Raw genomic sequence first — 22,440 nt, 5'->3', positions numbered from 1 at the left:
GGTATCCAGGGGTTATAACCCATGGTAAAGCGGTTTAAACTGTTACCAATGTTTTACGGAACTGAAGGAACAGTAAGACGCTTGGCACTCGCCACTCTCACGCAGCCTGTAAGACAGTTAAGTGCTTAGAGGCAGATAGCTTATGAAAACACCGACCCAGACTCACGCAATTGACTTCGACAGTGCCAAATTGCAACGCCTGGGTTTTGGTCAGCCATCTCTCCTGCCACCCCGTCGACCGACGTCGTTTGCCCAGCTTCGTCAGCAATTGAGCCAACAATTGCAAGTCAGTCTGGAGCCCCAGCGCATCCTTGGCCTGTTCTTTCGCGAGATTCAGCGCCTGGTGCCTTTGGACGCATTGCAGTATCGCCACGAAGCCAGCGACCTGCGCCTGGAATTTGGTCATCGCGGCCACCACTCGGTGAGCTATGCCTTGAGCCATGAAGGTGAGCACTTGGGCGAGCTGGTCTTTCGACGCAATCAACGCTTGCTGGAAGACGAACTGGTCCAGCTTGAAGCGCTGCTGGCAACCTTGCTTTACCCGATGCGCAATGCCCTGCTCTACCGCGCCGCCACTCGCAGCGCTCTGCGCGACCCGTTGACCGAAACCGGTAATCGCGTGGCCATGGACCAGACCCTGCAACGCGAAATCGACATGGCCCGACGGCACATGAACCCGTTGTCCCTGCTGATGCTGGACATCGATCACTTCAAGAAGATCAACGACACTCACGGCCATGCAACCGGCGACACCGTTCTGCGCGCGGTGGCCGGGGCGATCAAAAGCCAGCTGCGCAATGTCGACATGGTGTTTCGATTTGGCGGGGAAGAGTTTCTGATCCTGCTCTCCAACACCGGCCGGGACGCGGCAGGTATGGTCGGCGAGCGCCTGCGCAAGGCGGCACAAGCTCAGGACTATTGGGCGGAGACCACACGGGTCGAACTGACGGTGAGCCTGGGGTGTTCGACGCTGTTGGCCGCCGAGTCTGCCGAAAGCCTGTTGCGCCGTGCCGACAACGCCTTGTACGTGGCCAAGCGTGAAGGTCGCAACCGCTTGGCAATGGCGGGGTAAACACCCCGCCATCACGCTTACATCACGCCTCGCTGGCGACGCGAACCTGACGTTCGCGAGTGGCCGCAGGCGCCTTTGCTTTTTCGTTCTCCAACCGCATGCAGCTTTCCAAGAACAGGTACATGTAGTCGTAGCTCTTGCACACCGCCTGGCGCAGCTCTACCTGCAGGGCTTTGCTGGGATTCGTCCCGGCCAGGGTGCAGATGATTTCCAGCGCTTCCCATGGGTGGGCGTCGTCATACTGCGCGTGCATCTTCAACCACTTCATGGCGCGCTTGCGGTCTTCCTCAGGGAAGGCTGCCGCGTAAACACCGGTCGAGCACACCACCGCCGACCACTCACCGGTTGCACCTTCGATCGCGTAGTTGGTGGCGGCAATCGCGACAATCAACGAATCGGCCGAGCTGGTATGCCAGCACCAATGGCTCAGTGCGTGCAGTTCAGGCGGTACGTTCTGCGCTTGCAGTTCTTCCAGGCTGACGCCGTGGGCACGGGCCCAATGCACCCAATAGTCGGCGTGGTTGAGCTCCACGCGAATATTGCGCATCAACCACCGGCGCGCCATATCCTCCCCAGGATGACGGGCAAACTTGGTCTTGGTGAGGTTTTGTGCCATGTACAAGGCAAACTGTTCAACCACTGGCCAGCCACCGATCAGGTAGTGACGCAGGGTCTTGGCGCTGAGCGTGTTGTCACGCATGCGCTGATACAGTTCGTGCTCGACAACTCGGCGCTTGCTCTCGCTACAGTCCTGGATCAATTGCTGCGCCCAGGCGGGGTAACTCGAGGCTTCCATAAGCGGGCCGGTTCTGTTGAATGTGTCGATCACTGTAAGGCTCCTTTTTAAGTGTGATTGTACAGACCAGCAAAGTTTCAGCGGAATGTGCCGGGCGCCTTGAATAACAGAGGCTGCGGCCGCACAGGTCGACACTGCAAGCTGTCAAAGGTAAACAATTGCGGGCGTTCAATCAGGTAGCCCTGAGCGTAATCCACACCTATCTCCAGTAACGCCTGTTCGATTTGCGGTGTTTCAACAAACTCGGCAATTGTGCGCTTACCCATGACATGGCCGATGTGGTTGATCACTTCGACCATAGCGCGGTTAATCGGGTCGTCCAGCATATCCTTTACGAAACTTCCATCGATCTTCAGGAAGTCTACAGGTAAATGTTTCAGATAGGCGAATGAGGACATTCCGGCGCAAAAATCGTCGAGCGAAAAATGGCAACCTAAGGCTTTGAGTTCATTAATAAAGCGAATTGCACTGCCCAAATTCGCTATAGCGCTGGTTTCGGTTATTTCAAAACAAATCATTTCAGGCGGAATGCTGTAAGCCTCGAATTTCTCACGTAAAAACCCAAGAAAATCGTCATCTCCAATAGTTATCCCTGACAGATTTATCGCACACATGGCCATAGGTCGGCCCGCACGCTCGTGCATGCAACGGGCGATGATCTTGAATACGTTCTCCACCACCCAGCGGTCCAGCGAAGTCATTAAACCGTAACGTTCGGCGGCCGGGATAAAACTGTCGGGAAGGATGATCCGGCCTGCCTCGTCGTGCAGGCGCAGCAGGATTTCAATATGGCCATTGCCGCCATCGGTTTGGCCCAGCGGGGAGATTTCCTGGGCGTAGAGGCAAAAACGATTTTCCTCTAACGCCATGTGCAGGCGCTGCACCCAAGCCATCTCGCCAAAACGCACAGACAACTCCGAGTCATCCGCGTGGTAGACCTGCACACGGTTGCGGCCCTTTTCCTTGGCCATGTAGCACGCCATGTCGGCGGCTCGTAACGAGGCTTCCAGCGTGGTCGGGGTTTGCGAAATGTGCACCAGGCCAATACTGACGGTGGTCATGAAGGGCCGCCCCTTCCACACAAAATGCAGGCTTTGCACGGTATGGCGCAGGCTCTCGGCGATCTTTTCCGCCACAGGTACCGGGCAGTTCTCCAGCAGAATGCCAAACTCGTCCCCGCCCAGCCGCGCCAGCGTGTCGCCCTCACGCAGGTCCGATTGCAGCAGTGCGCAGATGTGGCGCAGCAATTCGTCCCCCGCTGCATGACCGCAGGTGTCGTTGACCAGTTTGAACTGGTCAAGGTCGAGGAACATCAGCGCATGCCGTCCGCTTTGTTGGCGCCCCGCAGGGTGCAGCACTTGCTCAAGGAGATACTCGAATTCGCGGCGGTTGGCCAGGCCGGTCAACGCATCGTGGGTCGCTTGCCAGGAGAGGTTGGCAATGTATTGACGCTCCTGAGTCATGTCGTGCAGCACCAGCACCGCGCCGCTGACCTTGCCTGCACTGCGAATCGGCGCGCCCACCAACGTCACTGACACGGTACTGCCGTCCAGGCGCTGGATCAGCTTCGAATGTTCGCTGCCACCACTGAGCTGGCCCTTGATAATGTGCTCCAGCAGCGTAAAACCGTCCGGCTCGGCGTTCTCGTCCAGCAGCTTGAACAGCGCCGCCAGGGGCAGCCCTTGGGCCTGCGCCGAGCGCCAGTGAGTCAGTGCCTCCGCCGCAGGGTTCATGTAGGCAATGGCACCGTCGACGTCGGTGGTGATCACGCCGTCGCCGATCGACTCAAGAGTGATCTGCGCTCGCTCCTTCTCCACCTGCAGCGCGTCGGCGAAGGCATGGCGCTGGGTCAGCAACTTGTGGGTGCGCAGCAGGGCCAGCACGATCAGGCCCAGTGCGGTGGCCAGGTTAGTGATCAACAGCAGACGCAGGATGACCCGCGAGCCCTCGCCCAGAGCATCACTGAAGGCCTTGGCAGCCGGCGTAACGCCGTCGTTGATGGCGGTGATGCGCGTTTTCCAGGCGTGCACGTCGGTGCTGCTGGCCTGGTCAGCGCTGATCGCCCGATGCATGGCGCGCGCCAGGTCATCCAGTTGCACCAGGTAACCGTCGCCCACGGTCCACAGCTCGATGGCCTTTTCCAGATAACTGAAATGGCGGAAGTTGAGGTACAGCCAGATCAGGCTGGAAACGTCATCAGGGTGGTTGCCGCCCTTGAGGATACCCAGGCGCGCGGCCGTCAGGTCGGGGGTGGGCCGGTCGAGGGCAATGCGCAATTCATGCCCGCCTTGGGGCACTGAGATGGCTTGCTGGTATTTGAGGTAAGTGGCCGGATCGCGGTTGTCGGCGTAAAGGGTCAGGTAGTAGATCGCATCTTTCTGGCCCTTGGACCACAGGCTTTCACCGGCCACATACCCGCGTACCGCCGAGAGCATGTAAAGGCTGACGCAACCCAGCAATGCCTGGAACAGTACCACCGCGATAAACGGCCAGACGATGCCCAACAACCGAGGCGTACTTAACGTCGTTCCGAGAGTGCGCTTTTGCTTCATGAGGTCCCTTGCACAAGCACTACCAAAAACAGGCGAGTGATTAACGCTCCTGACAGCACAATCTTGGCTAAATTCGCTCGATCCGCTCAAGGGCGCCGGCTCGATTCAGCGCCTGAACCTTGAACGGCGCAGGAAAGCCGCTATTTCCTGGGGAGACTCTTGTGCCTGCCAGGGTCAATCATTGCAAACCCAACATCACCTAACTTGCTGCAAATGTCCGTAGAGCTTGGCGTACAGGCCACCGTCAGCGATCAACTGCTGATGATCGCCATCCTCGGCGATGTGCCCACCATCAAACACCAGTACCCGGTCAGCCTGTTTCACCGCTGAAAGCCGGTGCGCGATGATCAGTGTAGTACGCCCACTGAGAAACCGCGCCAGCGCCTGGTGCAGGTTGTACTCGGTGGCGGCGTCCAGGGCGGACGTGGCCTCATCCAGAATCACCACTTTGGGCTCGGCCAACACCATTCGCGCAATGGCCAGGCGTTGACGCTGACCGCCGGAAAAGCGTACGCCGGAGCGCCCCACTACGCTGTCCAGCCCCAACGGCAGTGCCTTGACGGTAGCATCCAACTGGGCGATTTCCAGTGCCTGCCAACAGGCCTGGTCGCTGCGGGTGCGCCCCATGGTCAGGTTGGCACGCACGGTGTCGTTGAACAACGCCGGGTGTTGCAGCACCACGGCGACGTTTTCGCGGATGGTCGCAAGCCCGATTTCCTGCTGGGTGGCCCCGCCGAAGCGAATGCTGCCGGCTTGCGGCGTATACAGCCCCAGCAGCAGTTGTACCAGGGTACTTTTGCCGCCGCCACTGGCGCCGACAATCGCGACCTTCTCACCCGGCGCAATGGCCAGGTTCAACTGGTCGAGCACCAGTTCGTCGCCGTAGCCGAAATCCAGGCCGCGCACCTCGATGCCGACGGTCTCACGCCCGGTGAACGGGTCTGCGCCGCCGGCATACTGCGGCTCGTCGGCGCGCGCCAGCAGCTCGTTGATCCGCGTCAGCGCCCCGCCCGCCGCGTAGTAAGCGTATTGCAGGTTCAACAGTTGCTCCACCGGCCCGATCATGAACCACAGGTAGCTGAACACCGCGAGCATCTGGCCGATGGACAGGTCGGAAAACAGCACGGTGAGCATCGCCGCTGCGCGGAAGATGTCGATGCCAAACTGAAACAACAAGCCACTGGCACGGCTGGAGGCGTCGGTTTTCCATTGGGAGTGGATCGCGTAGTCGCGCACTTCCTGGGCGCGCTGGCCGAGGCGCCCGAGGAAAAAGCCCTGGCGGTTGCCCGCACGCACTTCCTGAATCGCGTCGAGGGTTTCGGTCAGCGCCTGGGTGAAGCGCGAGGTGCTGTCGTTTTCAAGCTTCTTCAAGTGTTTGACGCGTTTGCCCAGCTGTACCGTGGCGTAGATCACCAGCGGATTGAACAGCAGGATCAGCAGCGCCAGCTGCCAGTGCATCCACACCAGAATCGCCGACGTGCCGACCAGCGTGAGCATGGCCACCAGGAAGCGGCTGAGGGTCTCGCCGACAAATTTGTCCAGCGTATCCAGGTCGGTGACGAGGTGCGTGGTGACCGTGCCGCTGCCCAGGCTTTCGTATTCGCCAAGGGAAATACGCTTGAGCCGCTCGATCAGGCGCACGCGAATGCGATAGACAATGTCCTTCGCCAGCCGCGCAAACAGGCGCGCCTGCACCACGTTGAACACCAGTGCGCCGCAACGCAGGCACAGTGTCACCAACAACATCAGGCCGATATAACCGGCAGCCTTCTGCCAGCCCAGGGGCAACGCGTTGTTCATCACCTTGAGCGCTGCATCGCCACGGCCCAGCAACACTTCGTCGACCAGCAGAGGCAACAGCAAGGGAATCGGCACGCTGCACAACGTCGCCAGCACAGCGACGCCATTGGCAATCCACAGCGATTTTTTGTGGCGCAGGGCCAGACGGCGAATTTCCGCCCAGGTCAGTCGGTCGGTCCGGTCGGGCTGGTCATGCACAGGTGGCTCGCTCCAACCAGCGGGCGAGCAATGGCGACAGTTCGGACAGCGGCTGGTAGCCGTTGGTCAACAAGGCCAGCTGACCGTTACGCTCCGCCAGCAAGGTCGGGAAACCGGCAATGCCCAGATCCTGTACCCAGGTGAAATCAGCGGCCGTCGCGGCGTGCTGCTCGGCGCGGTCGAACGCGCCGGCAAACTCGATACGCGGGATGCCCGCCTCCTCGGCCAGTTCGACCAGCACGCTGGCCAGGGTCACATCGCGGCCCTCGACGTAAAACGCGCGCTGGATCAGCCCCAGCAGCTTCCACGCGCAATCCGGCGCCAGGCTGCGCGCCGTGACGATGGCGCGGCACGCGGGCTCGGTGTCATAGACAAAACCATCGGGCAACGCGCCTTCACGCGTGAACGGCTGACCGGTGGCTTCGGTGACCGCCTGCCAGTGCTCAAGGATGTAGCGCCGGGTGGTCGGCTCCAATGCCGCGCCACTGCCGGTGCGCAAACCACCCACCACCAGGTGCAGCTCAACGCCCGCAGCCAGGGCCTGCTCGACCAACGCTTCGGCCACCGGGGCAAAGCCCCAGCACCAGGAACACATCGGGTCCATCACATAGAGCAAGCGCGCGGGCATGGGTCAGGCCTCGGAAGGGGTTTGCTTATAGTTGAAGCCAATCGGATGCGGCATATTGCGGGCCTTGGCCAGCTCGATCTGCTTTTGCCGGTCAATCGCGCTGCGACGGGTCTTCTCCGGCAGCTTATCCCAGCAATGCGGGCAGCTGATGCCAGCCACATAGTGCTCGGACGCGCGGTCTTCGACGCTCACCGGTGTACGGCAGGCATGACATTGATCGTAGTCGCCTTCGCTCAAGTCGTGGCGCACGGTCACGCGGTTGTCGAACACAAAGCAGTCGCCCTGCCATTTGGTCTCCGCCTGCGGCACCTCTTCGAGGTACTTCAGAATGCCGCCCTTGAGGTGGTAAACCTCGTCAAAGCCTTCGCTGAGCATGTAGCTCGAAGCCTTTTCACAGCGAATGCCGCCGGTGCAGAACATGGCGACTTTCTTGTGCTTGGCCGGGTCGAAGTTGGCTTTGATATAGTCGGGAAATTCGCGAAAACTGGTGGTTTTCGGGTCAATCGCGCCTTCAAAGGTGCCAATGGACACTTCGTAATCGTTACGGGTGTCGATCAACAGCACTTCCGGGTCGCTGATCAGCGCGTTCCAGTCTTTGGGGTCGACGTAGGTGCCGACTTTTTTGTTCGGGTCGACGCCTTCGACGCCCAGGGTCACGATCTCTTTCTTGAGCTTGACCTTGGTGCGGTAGAACGGCTGCTCATCGCAGTACGACTCTTTGTGGTCGATGTCGTCCATCCGTGGGTCGTTCTTCAGCCAGGCCATCAGGCCATCGATGCCTTCGCGGCTGCCGGAAACGGTGCCGTTGATGCCTTCTTCGGCGATCAGCAACGTGCCTTTGATGCCGTTGTCGACCATCGCCTGCAGCAGTGGCTCGCGCAGGGCGACGTAATCTTCGAGGGTGACGAACTTATACAGTGCCGCCACGACAATCGGTTGAGTCATGGGTGTTCTCTCCAGGTGGCTACCCTCGTAAGGGGTGAACCGGATAACGGCAGCTGGGTTTTTAGCCGCAAGCTGCAAGTAAAAGCAAAAAAAACGCGCCGACTAGGCGGCGCGTTGGGGATTGTAGCAAGAAGGCAGCTGCGAGGGCTCTAATCTTGTCGCGTGCAGCTGACAACTTGTGGCTGCTTCAATGCCCTCCGGCGCAGGTCGGCGAGGCCGGGGCTGCGTCGATTTTCGCCCATTCTTCAGGCGTGTAGGTATGCAGCGCCAACGCATGAAACTCGCTCATCAGGTCACCCAGCGTGGCGTAGACCGTCTGATGGCGCTTGACGCGGTTAAGCCCCTCGAACTGCTGGCTGACCAGCACGGCCTTGAAGTGGGTCTGCAACCCACGGCTGTGCATATGGCTTTCGTCCAGCACGCTCACGTGTTGCGGGCTCAGGGCGGCGAGCGCCGTTTCGATACGCTGTTGCATGGTCATTCCTGCTTACTTCTTCTTGGCCGGTGCGGCGGCTTTTGGCGCCAGCTCGTTGGTCATGTCTTCCAACAGCTTGTTGACTACCGGCACAGCGCTTTCCAGCTTGGCCTGGGTCATCTGGGCCGATTGCTGGGTCAGTTGCGGCATTTTTTCCAGGACTTTTTTACCCAGTGGCGACTGGTAGAAGGCAACCAGATCCTTAAGTTCGGATTCGCTGAAGTTGGTGGTGTAGAGCTTGACCATGTCCGGCTTCAGCTTCGGCCAGCCGATGGCTTGGTCCAGCGCGGCGTTGGCCTTGGCCTGGTAGCTGTCCAGTACGGACTGCTTGGCGGCAGGCGCCTTGGTCTGTTCGAAACGCTGGGCGAACATTTGCTGCACTTGCATGTACACCGGGGTACCCAGCTTGTCAGCGTGGGCCAGGGTAAGGAAGGCTTCGGCACTGGCGTTATGGCTGGCGGTATCGGCAAAAACTTGGCCGCTGGCGCAAACCAGAGCAACCGCGGTACAGATGGCACGAAGACGAGTCATCGAGTTTCCTTTTCTAGCAGGCGAGGTAAGACCCCAAGGGCGACCATTCTGCGCCTAAAAAACCTCGCGGCTCAACCCCAGGCCTTGTTCGGCCTGGATTTGCAGGACTTGCCTGCGATGAAAAGTCTTTTATGGAACCCCCAAGGCCTATCACGGCCTAAACTGCGCAAACGAACCTGAAGGAGTGTGCCCGATGAGCCGTATCGAAACCGACAGCCTGGGAGAAGTGCATGTCCCGGATGACGCTTACTGGGGCGCGCAGACCCAACGCTCGCTGGTGAATTTCGCCATCGGTGAGCAACGCATGCCTTTGGCCGTGCTGCATGCCCTGGCCCTGATCAAGAAAGCAGCGGCGCGGGTCAACGACCGCAACGGCGATTTGCCTGCCGATATCGCCCGCCTGATCGAACAGGCCGCCGATGAAGTGCTCGACGGTCAGCATGACGATCAGTTCCCACTGGTGGTCTGGCAGACCGGCAGCGGCACCCAGAGCAACATGAACGCCAACGAAGTCATCGCCGGCCGCGCCAACGAGCTGTCGGGCCAGACCCGCGGCGGCAAAAGCCCGGTGCACCCGAACGATCATGTCAACCGCTCCCAAAGCTCCAACGACTGCTTCCCCACCGCCATGAGCATCGCGACGGTGCAGGCGATCAACACGCAACTGCTGCCGGCGATCACCAACCTGTCGGGTGGGCTGGCGGAACTGTCGGCGCGGCACATGAAGCTGGTCAAGACCGGCCGCACCCACATGATGGACGCCACGCCGATCACTTTTGGCCAGGAAGTCTCGGCGTTTATCGCCCAGCTCGACTACGCCGAACGCGCGATCCGCAGCGCCCTGCCCCCGGTGTGCGAACTGGCCCAGGGCGGCACCGCCGTCGGCACCGGGCTCAACTCGCCCCACGGCTTTGGCGAGGCGATTGCTGCCGAGTTGGCCGCCTTGTCGGGGCTGCCCTTTGTGACCGCCCCGAACAAATTCGCCGCCCTCTCCGGCCACGAGCCGCTGGTAACCCTGCACGGCGCGCTGAAAACCCTGGCCGTGGCGCTGATGAAAATCGCCAACGACCTGCGCCTGCTCGGCTCCGGCCCGCGCGCCGGGTTGGCCGAGGTCAAGTTGCCAGCCAACGAGCCGGGCAGTTCGATCATGCCGGGCAAGGTCAACCCGACCCAATGCGAAGCGCTGTCGATGCTGGCCTGCCAGGTGCTGGGCAATGACGTGACCATCGGCATTGCCGCCAGCCAGGGGCACTTGCAGTTGAACGTGTACAAGCCGGTGATCATCCACAATCTGCTGGAGTCGATCCGCCTGCTGGCCGACGGTTGCAACAACTTCCAGGAACACTGCATTGCCGGCCTTGAGCCGGATGCAGAACAAATGGCCGAACACCTGGAACGCGGCCTGATGCTGGTGACCGCCCTCAACCCGCACATTGGCTACGACAATTCGGCGCAGATCGCCAAGAAGGCGTATGCCGAGGGCCTGACACTGCGTGAAGCCGCGCTGGCGCTGGGCTTCTTGACTGATGAAGAGTTCGACCAGTGGGTACGCCCGGAAAACATGCTCGAAGCCGGCCACTGACCTCAGGTTTTTGATTCGCTTTTGATCTAAGGCGCCCCGTTAACCACGCTGGCCGCACGCTGAGCCTATGCGAGGTGCCGAGTGGTGGGGCGAGGACCTTTTGCTTACTTTTGGCTGGGCCGGCATTCCGGTCCTTCCAAAAGTGAGCCGCTGTAAGAGCGGAACCCTAGGTAGCCGTTACTGCAGCAAAGGGTATATACGCCGACTAATATCCCAGCCAACTGGCATGCCGCCTTCGCGAGCAAGCCCGCTCCCACAGTTAACAATGTTGCGTCAGCGAGATCGGGTTGCCCCAGAGGCCACCATCGCAGGCAAGCCAGCTCCCACATTTACACCGTTTCCCCCCCCTAAAGCCGCGGCGACGACCCGGCCGCCACGCCAGGCATCAAGACGCCAGCCGTACCCGCCGAGCCCTGAGCCCCGCCAGCAACGACGGCGCCAGCGCCACCGTCGACGACCCCAGCACCACCACCAGCGCCCCGACATAGCCCAAGGCGTTGATCTCTTCGGCCTGCACGAACGCCGGCCATAACCACGCTGCCAACGCCACTGCCACAAACGTCACCAACGGCGTCAGCGCCAACGTCGCACTGACCCGCGAGGCCTCCCAATGCGCCAACGCCTCGGCAAACGCGCCGTAAGCCACCAGCGTATTCATGCAGCACGCCAGCAACAGCCAGCCTTGCAGCGGGCTCAACTGCAGCGCCTCCAGCGGATGCGCCCACGGCGTGAGCAGCGCGGCGCACGACAGGTAGATCACCATCATCACCTGCAGCGAATTCCACACCGTCAGCAACTGCTTCTGGCCCAAGGCGTAAAACACCCAGGTGGTAGTGGCGAGCAGAATCGTCAGCACCCCGGCGGTGTAGGTGCCAAGGGAGATGAGCATTTCCACCAGGCGTTGGTTGAAGAACAGCCCGAAGCCGATGATCAACACCACCAGGCCTACACCCTGCCCCAGGCTGAAACGCTCCTTGAACACAAACACGCTGGCGACCATCAGAAAGATCGGCCCCATCTGCACCACCAACTGGGCCGTGCCGGGGCTGAGCATCTTCAGGCCTACCAGGTACAACACGTAATTGCCCACCAGCCCGCACACCGCCATGGCTACCAGCCAACCGCCCTTGGGGCCGAGCACTTTGCGACTGGGCAGGCGCTGGGTGAGGGCCAAGTAGATAAACAAGCAGCTACCGGCGACAACCAGGCGAAACCAGGTGACGGTGACCGGGTCCATCACCCGCAGCACTTGTTTGAGTTTGATCGGCAGGATGCCCCACAGGAACGCGGTCAGCAGGGTCAAGCCAAAGCCATAGACCCAGCGGCCGGAAGAGATGTGCATGAGTGCCCCGAATGCCTGAGGAAGTGGAGGCAGCATTCTAGGGGCAAGCGCACGAATTGGGATACGGCACAATTCAAATGTGGGAGCGGGCTTGCTCGCGAACACGGTGGGTCAGCCTTGCATGTGTTGACTGATACACCACTTTCGCGAGCAAGCCCGCTCCCACATTTTTAAGCCGGGTTTCTTCAGTGGGATCTAGCGTACGGCTTCGAAGAGCCCGGTGGCGCCCATGCCGCCGCCCACGCACATGGTGACGATGCCGTAACGCAGGTTGCGCCGTTGCAGCTCGCGCACCAAATGCCCGACTTGTCGCGAACCGGTCATGCCGAACGGATGCCCGATGGAAATCGAGCCGCCATTGACGTTGTATTTGGCGTTGTCGATCTCCAGGCGGTCACGCGCATACAGGCACTGCGAGGCAAACGCCTCGTTGAGTTCCCACAGGTCGATATCCGCCACCTGCAAGCCCTTGGCCTTGAGCAACTTGGGCACCGAGAACACCGGGCCAATGCCCATCTCGTCCGGCTCGCAACCGGCCACGGTAAACCCGCGGAAAAACGCCTTGGGCTTGAGCCCCAGTGCCAGGGCTTTTTCCAGGCTCATCACCAGTGTCATCGACGCGCCATCGGAAAGCTGCGAGGAGTTGCCAGCCGTCACCGAACCGTCTTCGGCGAACACCGGGTTCAGCCCTTGCAGGCTGGCCAGCGTGGTGTCCGGGCGGTTGCAGTCATCGCGATCCACCACGCCTTCAAGGATCTGCACCGCGCCGGTGTGCTTGTCCTCAACCTTGTAGGTGACCGGCATCGGCACGATTTCATCGTCGAACAAACCGTCAGCCTGGGCCTGCGCGGTGCGCTGCTGGCTCTGCAAGGCGTAACGGTCCTGCGCTTCGCGGCTGACGTTATAGCGACGCGCGACGATTTCGGCGGTCTGGCCCATCGGAAAGTAAATGCCCGGCACCTGCTCTTTCAGCAGCGGGTTGATCAGGTTGTCGGTGTTGACGCTTTTGAGGGTCAGGCTGATCGATTCGACGCCACCGGCGACGATGATGTCGCTGCAACCCGAGGCAATCTGGTTGGCCGCGATCGCGATCGCCTGCAAGCCCGAGGAGCAGAACCGGTTGAGGGTCATGCCGGCCGTGCCGGTGCCCAATTGCGAGAGCACTGCCACATTGCGCCCGATGTTGTAGCCCTGCGCGCCTTCATTGGAACCGGCACCGACGATGCAATCCTCGACCGTCGCCGGGTCGATGCCATTGCGGCTCAGCAGTGCATTCACGCAATGGGCCGCCATGTCGTCCGGACGGGTCTGGTTGAACTTGCCACGAAAGGATTTGGCCAGGCCGGTTCGCACACTGTCGACGATCACTACTTCACGCATGGGCTACCTCGATCTTGTCGTTGTTGGGAGATCAACCGAGGATAAATCCAGGCCCTCCCCACCGCGATGATCATTCACCCCGCCTATACAAAAGCATGGCAATGAGCAGGCTGGTTCTGCCAAGTGGGAATGTTGTGGCGGACACGCTGGTTGTGGCGAGCAGGCTTGCCCTGCGTTGGGGCGCGAAGCGGCCCTGATCCAGACGCCGCGCTCTTTCATTTAGAACGCATTAACCGACGATGGGGCCGCTTCGCAGCCCAACGCAGGGCAAGCCTGCTCACCACAAAAAGCCTGCTCACCACAAAAAGCCTGCCTGCCACAGGTCAGCGCCCGCCAACGCTATTTTTTCTTTTTCTTCTTGTCGTGCTTGTCGGTTTTGTCGAACGCCTCTTCCAGCGCGCGGTTGATGGTGCGCAACACCTTGACCCGCGCCCAGCGCTTGTCGTTGGCTTCCACCAGCGTCCAGGGCGAGACTTCAGTGCTGGTACGGTCGACCATATCGCCCACGGCGGCACGGTAGGCGTCCCACTTGTCGCGGTTGCGCCAGTCGTCTTCGGTGATTTTGAAGCGCTTGAACGGGATATTCTCGCGGGCCTGAAAGCGCTCCAGCTGGGTGTCCTTGTCAATCGCCAGCCAGAACTTGACCACGATCACACCGGCGTCGCGCAGCTGCTCTTCAAAGTCATTGATCTCGCCATAGGCGCGCATCCAGTCCGCCGGGGTGCAGAAACCTTCGATGCGCTCCACCAGCACGCGCCCGTACCACGAGCGGTCGAACACCGTGAACATGCCGCGCGCCGGAATCTTCTGCCAGAACCGCCACAGGTACGGTTGGGCACGCTCGTCTTCACTCGGCGCGGCAATCGGCACGATGTGGTACTGACGCGGGTCCAGCGCCGCCGCCACACGCCGGATCGCCCCGCCCTTGCCCGCCGCATCGTTGCCTTCGAACACGGTAACCAGCGCGTGCTTGCGCATGCGCTTGTCACGCATCAGGCCGGAGAAACGCGCCTGCTCGGTGATCAGCTGTTCTTCGTAATCGTCCTTGTCCAGGCTCAAAGTCATGTCGAGGCTGTCGAGCAGGCTCTTCTGATCCACCGAGGCCAACAACGGCGCCGGGTTCATGCCGCTGGCCTTGCCCTTGGGCAACTTCAGCGCATTTTGCAGGCTTTCGAGCAGGATCTTGCCCACGGTGAGGCTGCGGTAGTGCGCGTCAACGCCTTCGATCACATGCCACGGCGCATAGTCGCGGCTGGTGCGGCGCAGGATGCGCTCACCAAAATGCACAAACTTGTCGTAGGTCTGGGACTGCTGCCAGTCCAGCGGGCTGATACGCCAGCTGTGCAGCGGGTCATCGGCCAACGCCTTGAGCCGCGCTTTCATCTGTTTCTTGGACAGGTGGAACCAGAACTTGAAGATCAACGCGCCTTCGTCGCAGAGCATCTTTTCGAGGCGCTCGGCACCGGCGATGGCCTGGTCCAGGCGTGCGTCCTTGATCTCGCCGTGCACGCGGCTTTGCAGCATCTGGCTGTACCAATTGCCGAAAAAAATGCCCATGCGGCCTTTGGCCGGCAATTGCCGCCAGTAGCGCCAGGCCGGCGGGCGCGCCAGCTCTTCGTCAGTCTGCTGGTCAAAGGTGCGCACTTCGATCAGGCGCGGGTCCATCCATTCGTTGAGCAGCTTGACGGTCTCGCCCTTGCCGGCGCCCTCAATGCCGTTGATCAAGATAATCACCGGGAAGCGCTTCTGCTGCTGCAGCTCGTACTGCACTTCCAGCAACGCTTCGCGCAGGGCCGGCACTTCGGCCTCATAGGTGTCTTTGTCGATGGCGTGACCGATTTCGGCGGATTCGAACATGGGCAGCTCCGTTTCAAGATGGATCAAGACTAGCGGATTGGGCAACAACGCGCGGGAGGAAATTCCACGCCAACGTGCCGTGGGTCATTTCAAAGCCCATTGATCAGCTAGAATGGCCGCCTTGCTGTTGCCCGCTGTTATTTTATGAGCCGCCCATGACCCCCATCACCCACGCCCAGCTCGACTGGGACGACCAAGGTCGCCCGCACTCGCGGGTGTTCGACGATGTGTATTTTTCCGACCAGTCGGGCCTTGAAGAAACCCGCTACGTGTTCCTCGAACAGAACCGTCTGCAGGCGCGCTTTGCCGCCCTGCCGGTGAACGGGCGGCTGGTGATCGGCGAAACGGGGTTTGGCACCGGCTTGAATTTTTTGTGCGCCTGGCAGCTGTTCGAACAGCACGCGGTGGCGGGCGCGCGTCTGCATTTTGTCAGCGTGGAAAAGTACCCGCTGAGCCACGCCGACCTGCAACGCGCCCTCGCCCTCTGGCCAGAGCTTGCGCCCTTCGCCGAGCAACTGCTGGCGCACTACATTGCCATCCACCCAGGCTTCCAGCGGCTGGTGCTGGATAACGGCCGCGTGACGCTGACCCTGTTGATCGGCGATGCCCTGGAGCAGCTGCCGCAACTGGATGCCCAGGTCGATGCGTGGTTTCTCGACGGCTTCGCCCCGGCAAAAAATCCCGACATGTGGACCGCCGAACTGTTTGCCGAACTGGCCCGCCTGGCGGCACCCGGCTCGACCATCAGCACCTTTACCAGCACCGGCTGGGTACGCCGGCTGATCAACGCCGCCGGGTTCAAGATGAAACGCACGCCAGGCATCGGGCATAAGTGGGAGATCCTGCGCGGTGAATTCCTCGGTTGGCCGGCCGAAACGCCGCCACCGGCCCACAGCAAACCGTGGTTCGCCCGCCCGGCGCCGGTGCCTGGTGAGCGCAGCGCCCTGGTGATCGGCGGCGGCCTGGCCGGGTGCGCCACCGCGGCCAGCCTGGCGGCACGTGGCTGGCGCGTGAGCCTGCTGGAGCGCCACGGCGCCCTGGCACAGGAAGCGTCGGGCAACCCGCAAGGCGTGCTTTACCTCAAGCTCTCGGCTCATGGCACGGCGCTTTCGCAGCTGATACTCAGCGGTTTCGGCCACACGCGACGCTTGCTTGAGCACCTGCACCGCGGCGTCGATTGGGACGGTTGCGGCGTGCTGCAACTGGCCTTCAACGCCAAGGAAGCCGAGCGCCAGGCCCAACTGGCCGCCGCGTTTGCGCCGGGCCTGCTGCACCTGCTTGACCAGGCTCAAGCCCAGGCGCGCGCCGGCGTGGCGCTCGAACACGGCGGGCTGTTTTACCCCGAGGGCGGCTGGGTGCACCCGCCGGCATTATGCCAATGGCAAGCGCAGCACCCGTTGATCGACGTGCTGCCGCATCACGAAGCCCTCGAGTTGCAGCGCGTTGACGGTCAATGGCAAGCCCTGGCCGGCGACAGCCTGCTGGCGAGCGCGAGCGTGGTGGTGCTGGCAGGTGCCGCCGAGATCAAGCGGTTTGCGTTCAGTGCCGACCTGCCGCTCAAACGCATTCGCGGGCAGATCACACGGCTGGCAGAAACGACGGCGAGCCAGGCGCTGGCCACCGTGGTGTGCGCCGAAGGCTATGTCGCCCCTGCGCGCCTGGGTGAACACACCCTGGGCGCCAGCTTCGACTTCAAGAGCGACGACCTGACGCCCACAGCCGCCGAGCACGCCGGTAATCTGGAGATGCTGCGGGAAATCTCCCTCGACCTGGCCGACCGTCTCGGCGCCGATGCCTGCTCTGCCGAGCACCTGGAAGGCCGCGCCGCCTTCCGCTGCACCAGCCCCGACTACCTGCCGATTGTCGGGCCGCTGGCCGAACGCGAGGCGTTCGACCAGGCCTACGCGGTCCTGCGCAAGGACGCTCGCCACGTGCCGCCCACACCCTGCCCATGGCTGGACGGCGTTTACATCAACAGCGGCCATGGCTCGCGTGGCCTGGTCACCGCGCCGCTGTGTGCCGAACTGCTGGCAGCCTGGCTGGACGCCGAACCATTGCCCTTGCCCAGCAGCGTGGCCGAAGCTTGCCACCCCAACCGTTTTGCCTTGCGCGCGCTGATCCGCAGCAACGCCGGCAAGCCTTAGACCTGGCTGAATCACGGGATCACACAGGGCGACAGGTCGCCGAGTTTCAGCGCCTCCTTGGTCAGGCGCTCAGCTTCGCCCTTATGCGCCGCCTGCTGTTCGCGCAGGATCTGGTTCATCTGGTCAAGGTAGTCGGCGTCGTTGAGCGCGGTGCTTTTTTCAAAGACCGCCTGCAGGCGTTGGTCAAAGGGCTCGTTCAACGCCTCGAACGATCGGCTGAAGGCGACTTTCAAGTGACTGTCCCATAACGGCAGCTCCACCAGGTAGTTCAAGAGCTTGGGTGAGCGCTCCGCCGCCCGGAGTTGTTCTTCGGCAGTGTTCAGCGCTTCGACCGTGACGCCGCCCAGGCGGGCAAAGCGCATGTGCAGCGGCTGACCCGGCAAATGAAACTTGCTGGCCAGCCCTGTTCGGTAGGCCAGGCTGACTTCCAGCGGGTCAGCCTCCGGGTGCGCCTGACTGTGCGATCGTGCGTAGCTGTCCAACTGATCCAGACGAAACAGGCCCTTGGCCAACTTCAGCAGCGGCTTGGCGGTCAACTTGCCACCTTCGACCCCTTTGGCAGCTTCGTGGATCTCCACCAGCACCTCAAGGTTGCTGAAGTTCAGCGCCGCACTGTCATCGCAATTGAGTGGCGTGGCGGCCCGGTCAAAAATTTCATCGCGTAGCTGCGTGTCAGTTCCGGCCGCCTCCAGCACCCGCCAGACGCGTCGTTCCAGGTCCTCCCGCACCAGTTGAGCATCGCCGGTGCCACCCAGTTCGGCCAATAACCGGAACAGGCTCTCAGACTCTGGCTCTTGCTGAAGTCCCGTCCAAACCGCCTCTTTTTGTGTGTACCGCGCAACCGCGCTGTCGGCCAGCCATAATTCCCGGGCTTTCTGCTCGTTGAGGCGAGCGATGTCATCTTCCAGGAAGCCCATGCCTACGCCGGTTCGGCTCCGATAATCGGCCAGGGTCTTTCGGCTGGCTTCATCCAGCGGGTTGTGGCGCAGGTTGATGGCTTCAGCCACAGGGCGTGGCGCGGTGAACAACCAGCCAGGCACGGCCGAGATCTCGTTGTCGCGCAGGTCGAGGTAATGCAGGTAAGGCAGGCGCGGTACCCCACCGGGAAACGCGCGCAGACGACAATGACGCAGCATCAGCTCACGCAACTCGAACATGTGGCCGATGGCAGGCGGGTCAATCAACGGGTTGTTGCTCAGGTTCAAGACCTGCAGGCCGCGCAGGTCAGCCAGCTTGGCGCGGGTGTGTTCGGTGAGTTGCAGGTGGTTGTCGTTGAGGTACAGGTGTTTGAGCGCGGGCATCTGTGACAGTACTTCCGGCAGGCGTGTCACCTCGTTGCTGCGCAGCTCCAACGCCTCGAGCTGCTTGAAGTGCTTGAGAAAATACGCCACGTCATCGTCGAGCCCCATTCTGTTCAACGACAACTGCCGGACATGGGCAAAGCTGACCTGCGCCGGCAAGGTGGGCAGTCGGCCCACGACCAGGCCATCGAGTACCAGGCTTGGGACCTTTACCCCGCTGGCATCGGGTAACAGGAGCCTCTGTCGCCAGCCCTCCTCGATGACCTGCATCGCCTGATGACGGCCCAAGCGGTAATCCGCCTGGGGATGGGGTAAACCGGCGAGGGACGTCTCGTCATTGCGCCACGCCTTGAGCGCCCGATGCAGGGCCTCGAACTGTCGCTCCAGCGCCTCCACGGACTGGGCGCGTGCCAGGTGATCGGGGCCTTGACCGTCCAGGAACGTCGCCACCTGCCGCTCGTCAAAACCGGGATACAGCCTGTTGACTTTGCGCACCAGCGCCGCCGGGTGCCGCGTCGAGCGCACCATGGCCTGAACGCACGGCACCGGCGCCGGTTCAGGGAGTGCACGCTCGGGCCATAGATGGCGTGAAAGCACGTGGCGTTCGTCCTCGGCGCACGCCTGGATCGCATCGCGCAATCGACTGGCACGCTCTGCCCCCGACAGGTTCAGCGCTGCCAATTGCGCAGGCGACAAGGTGGCGAGCAGAGCCTGGTAAAACCCGTCCGGGCCTGAGGCCTTTTCGCCCAGTGGCGCACCTTTGTCGTCGAACGCCTGGACCCCATCGCCAGTCTCGACCAGTGTGCGCTGCCACCGTGCATGCTGGCTGCCAGAGGTGCCTAGCAGGTCGCCGATCAAACTGTCCCGGCGTACCTGCACGTGCAAATCCTGCGGCCACCCCGCGACCTTCGCCAGCAGGTGAACGGCCAGCTGTCGCGAGGGGGCTGTCGCCAGCTCCGGCAGATACAGGCCGATCAGCGCCTGGTCTTCTTCCTGCACCGCCAACGCTTCGCGTACCCGTTGTGCGAGCGACAGCGGCACGCGCCGGGTGCTGCGCAGTTGCCAGCGATGCACGGTTGGCGTTTTGGACAACAACTCCCAGGCGATGCGATTGGGCAAGAGCGGGAAATGCGCCTTGAGCAACCCGTGATCTGAATGGGTAATGCCATCCGCTTCCTGATACAGCTGCTGGAAAACCTCTCGGTGGGTGCGCTTGAGCGAGGCCAGTAACTGGCGCGCAAGCACCGCGCCCTGCTCGTCTGGCGGTACCGAGCCGCCCAGCAAGGTGTCGATCTCGTCCGGCGGCAGCACGTCGAGCAGAGTCGCCATCACTGCGCCGTCTTTGAGCGCCTGTTCAGTGATGTGGATGCTCAAGTGTCCATGCTCGAAGGTTGCGTTGCCGGGAAAACGTTCGAGCCGCGCCCCTTGGCGGTCCAGCACCTCGAAAAACCGTCCCTGCGGCCAACCTGGCATCAGCGGCAACGCCAGCAACTGAACGCGCGCGGTGCTTGCATCCGGGCGTGGCTGATGTTCCAGCTGCCAGATCAGATCGCGGACTTGCTGGTTCAAGGCGAAACGCGCCACACAATCATTGAAGCGCTCCGGCAGCGGCCTATTTTGCAGGGCCAGGGCGTGCAGGCGGGAGGGGCCCATGTCGACAATGCTCGCCACGTATTTCAATTGCTCGGGGGGCAGCGCGGCCAGGCGCGGGTTGAGCCGAGTGAGGATGTAGGACGGGGGCACCCACTCCTGAGTGTGTTCGAACGCAAACCGCCAACCGCCCTGGCGGTTGTGCAGCAGGCGCGGACGATAGGCCGTGGTCCGCGTCGGGTGAAGCACATGCCAGTAACCCGACCGCGTATCGTAGGCCACCGAATACACCACGCCCTTGATCCTGACATATGAATGACCGCCGGCCTGGTAGATCCCACGGCTATTGGCCACCGTCAGGGCATCGACATCCAGCGTCCGCCCGTAAGGCTTGAGCCGCCGACGCCACAAGCGAGGACCGGCATCAGGCAGTTGCACGGCTTCGACCGCTTCAAAGAACTCCGCGGGATTGGACTTGAACGCCCTGAACACCTTGCCCGCCACCTTCACACCATTCGCAAACAGGGCCATGGCCGCGAGGTTTTCGGCCACATTGACCAAGTGTTCCAAGCCTTCGGCCTGGTCGCTATGCGTCCAATCATCCACGCCCTCGAAGACCTCGGCGAGCATCTCGCCGACGGCGACGCCCAACATCAATTGCCCGAGCACCGGCACCATCAGGCCGGCGATGTTCAGCATATTCAGGCCCGCCTCCTGATAGCCTTGAAGGCGTTTCTGGCGTGCCTGCTCATCCACTTGCGCCGTCGGCACGGCCAATGCAACGGCGTCCAGCTGGATCTTGCGGGTCAAGGCGCCGAAAAAGAACGGCTCCAGGCCAGTGTCCACCTCCACGGGCTCCACGCGTTCCAGTGTCCTGCGTTTGTCAAAGCGCTGGAAAAACCCGAACCGCTCGGCCTCATCCAGGTAGCGAGTGAAGAAGCTGCGATAGGCCGGCACCTGAAGCTTGAGCGTCAGGTAGACGGTCAGATCACCCAGCGTGGGGTATTCGTACCACGGGCGCACGGGCTCGCCTGGCATGTACACCAGCAAGGGCCCCTCGGCAAAGCCGTGCGTGGAAGCATGGCCGAACACCAGCACGCTCCACAGGCATGCCCCATGCACATTGATCCCTTGCCAGACCAGTGGCCTTTCATGGAACAGCACATGCTGCAGGTTCCGCGCGGGCAAGCGTGTATTGAGCAGGGCTTGCAACGCGGTATGGCCGGACTCACTGATATCGCCCTTGGCATGGGCAATCTGCAAGTCGATTTGCATGTCCTTGATCTTGCACTGGCCGACCTCGCCGACCACCGGGTTGTAGGCCCGTTCAGCGCCGTCCTCGTCGTCGCTCCCCGCGAGGTTGAACACCTCACGCAGGTGCCGCTGATAGGCCGCGCCCAGGTCCAGTTCGCGGCAGTACCGCGCAAAGGCTCCAACGCTCAGCGTTGACACGTGTTGGCCCGCCGCTCCCGTTCGAATCACCGCGCCTACGGGCAGCCCCTTCGCCTCGGCCTGGTCCTGGGTAAAATTCTGCATGGCCGCCTGCAGCAGGTTGTGCTTGTCCAGGGACATCGTCTGCAGCCGTACGCCACGGCCGACGGTCAACGCGGCGAAGTGCCGATTGGGCAACTCCAGCCAGTCACGTTCGACATTCAGTCCTGCATGCCCCTTTGTTGCCAGGAGCGCTTTGAGTCGCTCGGCACAAAATGACCTGAGCGGCGTTACACGGCGCAACAGGCTCGCGGCCCGCTCGCGGGGCTGCTGACTGCTGGCATGCGCCGCTTCGAGCGCCTGGCGCGTTGGGGCGGCGGCACTTACCAACCATGGGGGCAGCGTATGCTGCAGCACGTTGGCCTTGTCCAGGTCGCCAGTGATTTCCAGCAGCGCAGCGGTTATTTTCTCCTGAGCGACAGGCGCAGCGGCCTGGCTTAGAGCCGGTTGATGGGTCATCGGCAACAGTCCTTATTGCGTTGGATAATGACCCGGACAATAGCCCTCGCACCGGCGCTGAAGGGTTCAAATAGTCGGTTGATAACGCGGTGCATCCCCCCACTTTTTGCATCCGTGATTGACCTATGTACCGACCCTTGACGGGCGCCCCGCTGGCGCGCGACGTGGCTTGCGGCCACTCAAGGCTCTTTGCCTTATAACGTATTGTTCTAAAACTCCGTGAATCTGCTCGGGTCAGTCTCTGGGTACCCACCCTTTTGGTGCGGTGCCTTTTTGTCTGTCCCCAACGGAAAAACC

General features: G+C 61.8%; 14 protein-coding genes. 3 read left to right on the top strand and 11 right to left on the bottom strand.

Annotated features, from left to right (window positions below; all coding sequences use genetic code 11):
• The first annotated feature begins 142 nt into the window (after positions 1–142).
• On the top strand, positions 143–1,072 hold the full coding sequence (locus ACM530_RS19820; protein ID WP_145158725.1) for a GGDEF domain-containing protein: 930 nt from the start codon (positions 143–145) through the stop codon (positions 1,070–1,072).
• 22 nt (positions 1,073–1,094) lie between these two features.
• Here ACM530_RS19820 and ACM530_RS19815 read toward each other — a convergent pair whose 3' ends face one another.
• From ACM530_RS19815 to ACM530_RS19785, 7 genes are all read right to left on the bottom strand, one after another.
• Positions 1,095–1,868 (bottom strand): TenA family transcriptional regulator, encoded by a 774-nt coding sequence (locus ACM530_RS19815; RefSeq protein WP_372241439.1) that lies wholly within the window; start codon positions 1,866–1,868, stop codon positions 1,095–1,097.
• Between the two features lie 77 nt (positions 1,869–1,945).
• Positions 1,946–4,420: an EAL domain-containing protein gene (locus ACM530_RS19810; RefSeq protein WP_416362936.1), complete on the bottom strand. Its 2,475-nt coding sequence runs from the start codon at positions 4,418–4,420 to the stop codon at positions 1,946–1,948.
• A 195-nt stretch (positions 4,421–4,615) separates the two neighbouring features.
• Entirely contained in the window at positions 4,616–6,418 is a 1,803-nt protein-coding gene (locus ACM530_RS19805; RefSeq protein WP_145158731.1) for an ABC transporter ATP-binding protein, read from the bottom strand.
• The gene (locus tag ACM530_RS19800) at positions 6,411–7,013 is read right to left on the bottom strand and encodes a DsbA family protein (protein ID WP_416365106.1); all 603 of its coding nucleotides are present in this window, start codon (positions 7,011–7,013) and stop codon (positions 6,411–6,413) included. The genes ACM530_RS19805 and ACM530_RS19800 overlap by 8 nt, the downstream gene beginning before the upstream one ends.
• Positions 7,014–7,049: 36 nt before the next feature.
• Positions 7,050–7,991, bottom strand: a complete 942-nt coding sequence (locus tag ACM530_RS19795) for a rhodanese-related sulfurtransferase (protein WP_416362935.1) — start codon at positions 7,989–7,991, stop codon at positions 7,050–7,052.
• 187 nt (positions 7,992–8,178) lie between these two features.
• The gene (locus ACM530_RS19790) at positions 8,179–8,472 is read right to left on the bottom strand and encodes a BolA family protein (RefSeq protein WP_262207922.1); all 294 of its coding nucleotides are present in this window, start codon (positions 8,470–8,472) and stop codon (positions 8,179–8,181) included.
• Between the two features lie 6 nt (positions 8,473–8,478).
• Entirely contained in the window at positions 8,479–8,997 is a 519-nt protein-coding gene (locus ACM530_RS19785) for a DUF2059 domain-containing protein (RefSeq protein WP_003175221.1), read from the bottom strand.
• 193 nt (positions 8,998–9,190) lie between these two features.
• Here ACM530_RS19785 and ACM530_RS19780 point away from each other — a divergent pair, with 193 nt between their 5' ends.
• The gene (locus ACM530_RS19780; protein WP_416362934.1) at positions 9,191–10,579 is read left to right on the top strand and encodes a class II fumarate hydratase; all 1,389 of its coding nucleotides are present in this window, start codon (positions 9,191–9,193) and stop codon (positions 10,577–10,579) included.
• A 385-nt stretch (positions 10,580–10,964) separates the two neighbouring features.
• Here ACM530_RS19780 and ACM530_RS19775 read toward each other — a convergent pair whose 3' ends face one another.
• From ACM530_RS19775 to pap, 3 genes are all read right to left on the bottom strand, one after another.
• On the bottom strand, positions 10,965–11,921 hold the full coding sequence (locus ACM530_RS19775; RefSeq protein ID WP_416362933.1) for a DMT family transporter: 957 nt from the start codon (positions 11,919–11,921) through the stop codon (positions 10,965–10,967).
• A gap of 195 nt (positions 11,922–12,116) precedes the next feature.
• Positions 12,117–13,301: a thiolase family protein gene (locus tag ACM530_RS19770; RefSeq protein WP_262207924.1), complete on the bottom strand. Its 1,185-nt coding sequence runs from the start codon at positions 13,299–13,301 to the stop codon at positions 12,117–12,119.
• Between the two features lie 339 nt (positions 13,302–13,640).
• Positions 13,641–15,158, bottom strand: a complete 1,518-nt coding sequence (gene pap / locus ACM530_RS19765; protein WP_145158741.1) for a polyphosphate:AMP phosphotransferase — start codon at positions 15,156–15,158, stop codon at positions 13,641–13,643.
• 155 nt (positions 15,159–15,313) lie between these two features.
• On the opposite strand from pap, the gene mnmC reads away from it, so the two are divergent.
• Complete coding sequence (gene mnmC / locus ACM530_RS19760) at positions 15,314–17,302, top strand: bifunctional tRNA (5-methylaminomethyl-2-thiouridine)(34)-methyltransferase MnmD/FAD-dependent 5-carboxymethylaminomethyl-2-thiouridine(34) oxidoreductase MnmC (RefSeq protein ID WP_416362932.1); 1,989 nt, start codon at positions 15,314–15,316, stop codon at positions 17,300–17,302.
• Between the two features lie 11 nt (positions 17,303–17,313).
• Here the strand turns inward: mnmC and ACM530_RS19755 are convergent, their stop codons facing one another.
• A complete protein-coding gene (locus ACM530_RS19755) occupies positions 17,314–22,143 on the bottom strand; it encodes an NEL-type E3 ubiquitin ligase domain-containing protein (protein WP_416362931.1) in 4,830 nt (1,609 codons plus the stop codon).
• Positions 22,144–22,440: the final 297 nt, after the last annotated feature.

The organism is Pseudomonas sp. NFX183, from assembly GCF_047943075.1.
GTDB lineage: Bacteria > Pseudomonadota > Gammaproteobacteria > Pseudomonadales > Pseudomonadaceae > Aquipseudomonas.
Note: the sequence above shows the minus strand (reverse complement) of the source record. Positions and strands in the feature narration are given on the sequence as shown.

What these genes read in the sequence shown, in the direction of transcription:
- ACM530_RS19800 (WP_416365106.1), bottom strand. Translation starts at nt 7,013, where the DNA reads ATGTGTTCCTGGTGCTGGGGCTTTGCCCCGGTGGCCGAAGCGTTGGTC.
- ACM530_RS19755 (WP_416362931.1), bottom strand. Translation starts at nt 22,143, where the DNA reads ATGACCCATCAACCGGCTCTAAGCCAGGCCGCTGCGCCTGTCGCTCAG.
- ACM530_RS19775 (WP_416362933.1), bottom strand. Translation starts at nt 11,921, where the DNA reads ATGCACATCTCTTCCGGCCGCTGGGTCTATGGCTTTGGCTTGACCCTG.
- ACM530_RS19785 (WP_003175221.1), bottom strand. Translation starts at nt 8,997, where the DNA reads ATGACTCGTCTTCGTGCCATCTGTACCGCGGTTGCTCTGGTTTGCGCC.
- ACM530_RS19820 (WP_145158725.1), top strand. Translation starts at nt 143, where the DNA reads ATGAAAACACCGACCCAGACTCACGCAATTGACTTCGACAGTGCCAAA.
- mnmC (WP_416362932.1), top strand. Translation starts at nt 15,314, where the DNA reads ATGACCCCCATCACCCACGCCCAGCTCGACTGGGACGACCAAGGTCGC.
- ACM530_RS19815 (WP_372241439.1), bottom strand. Translation starts at nt 1,868, where the DNA reads ATGGAAGCCTCGAGTTACCCCGCCTGGGCGCAGCAATTGATCCAGGAC.
- ACM530_RS19810 (WP_416362936.1), bottom strand. Translation starts at nt 4,420, where the DNA reads ATGAAGCAAAAGCGCACTCTCGGAACGACGTTAAGTACGCCTCGGTTG.
- ACM530_RS19795 (WP_416362935.1), bottom strand. Translation starts at nt 7,991, where the DNA reads ATGACTCAACCGATTGTCGTGGCGGCACTGTATAAGTTCGTCACCCTC.
- ACM530_RS19770 (WP_262207924.1), bottom strand. Translation starts at nt 13,301, where the DNA reads ATGCGTGAAGTAGTGATCGTCGACAGTGTGCGAACCGGCCTGGCCAAA.
- pap (WP_145158741.1), bottom strand. Translation starts at nt 15,158, where the DNA reads ATGTTCGAATCCGCCGAAATCGGTCACGCCATCGACAAAGACACCTAT.
- ACM530_RS19790 (WP_262207922.1), bottom strand. Translation starts at nt 8,472, where the DNA reads ATGACCATGCAACAGCGTATCGAAACGGCGCTCGCCGCCCTGAGCCCG.
- ACM530_RS19780 (WP_416362934.1), top strand. Translation starts at nt 9,191, where the DNA reads ATGAGCCGTATCGAAACCGACAGCCTGGGAGAAGTGCATGTCCCGGAT.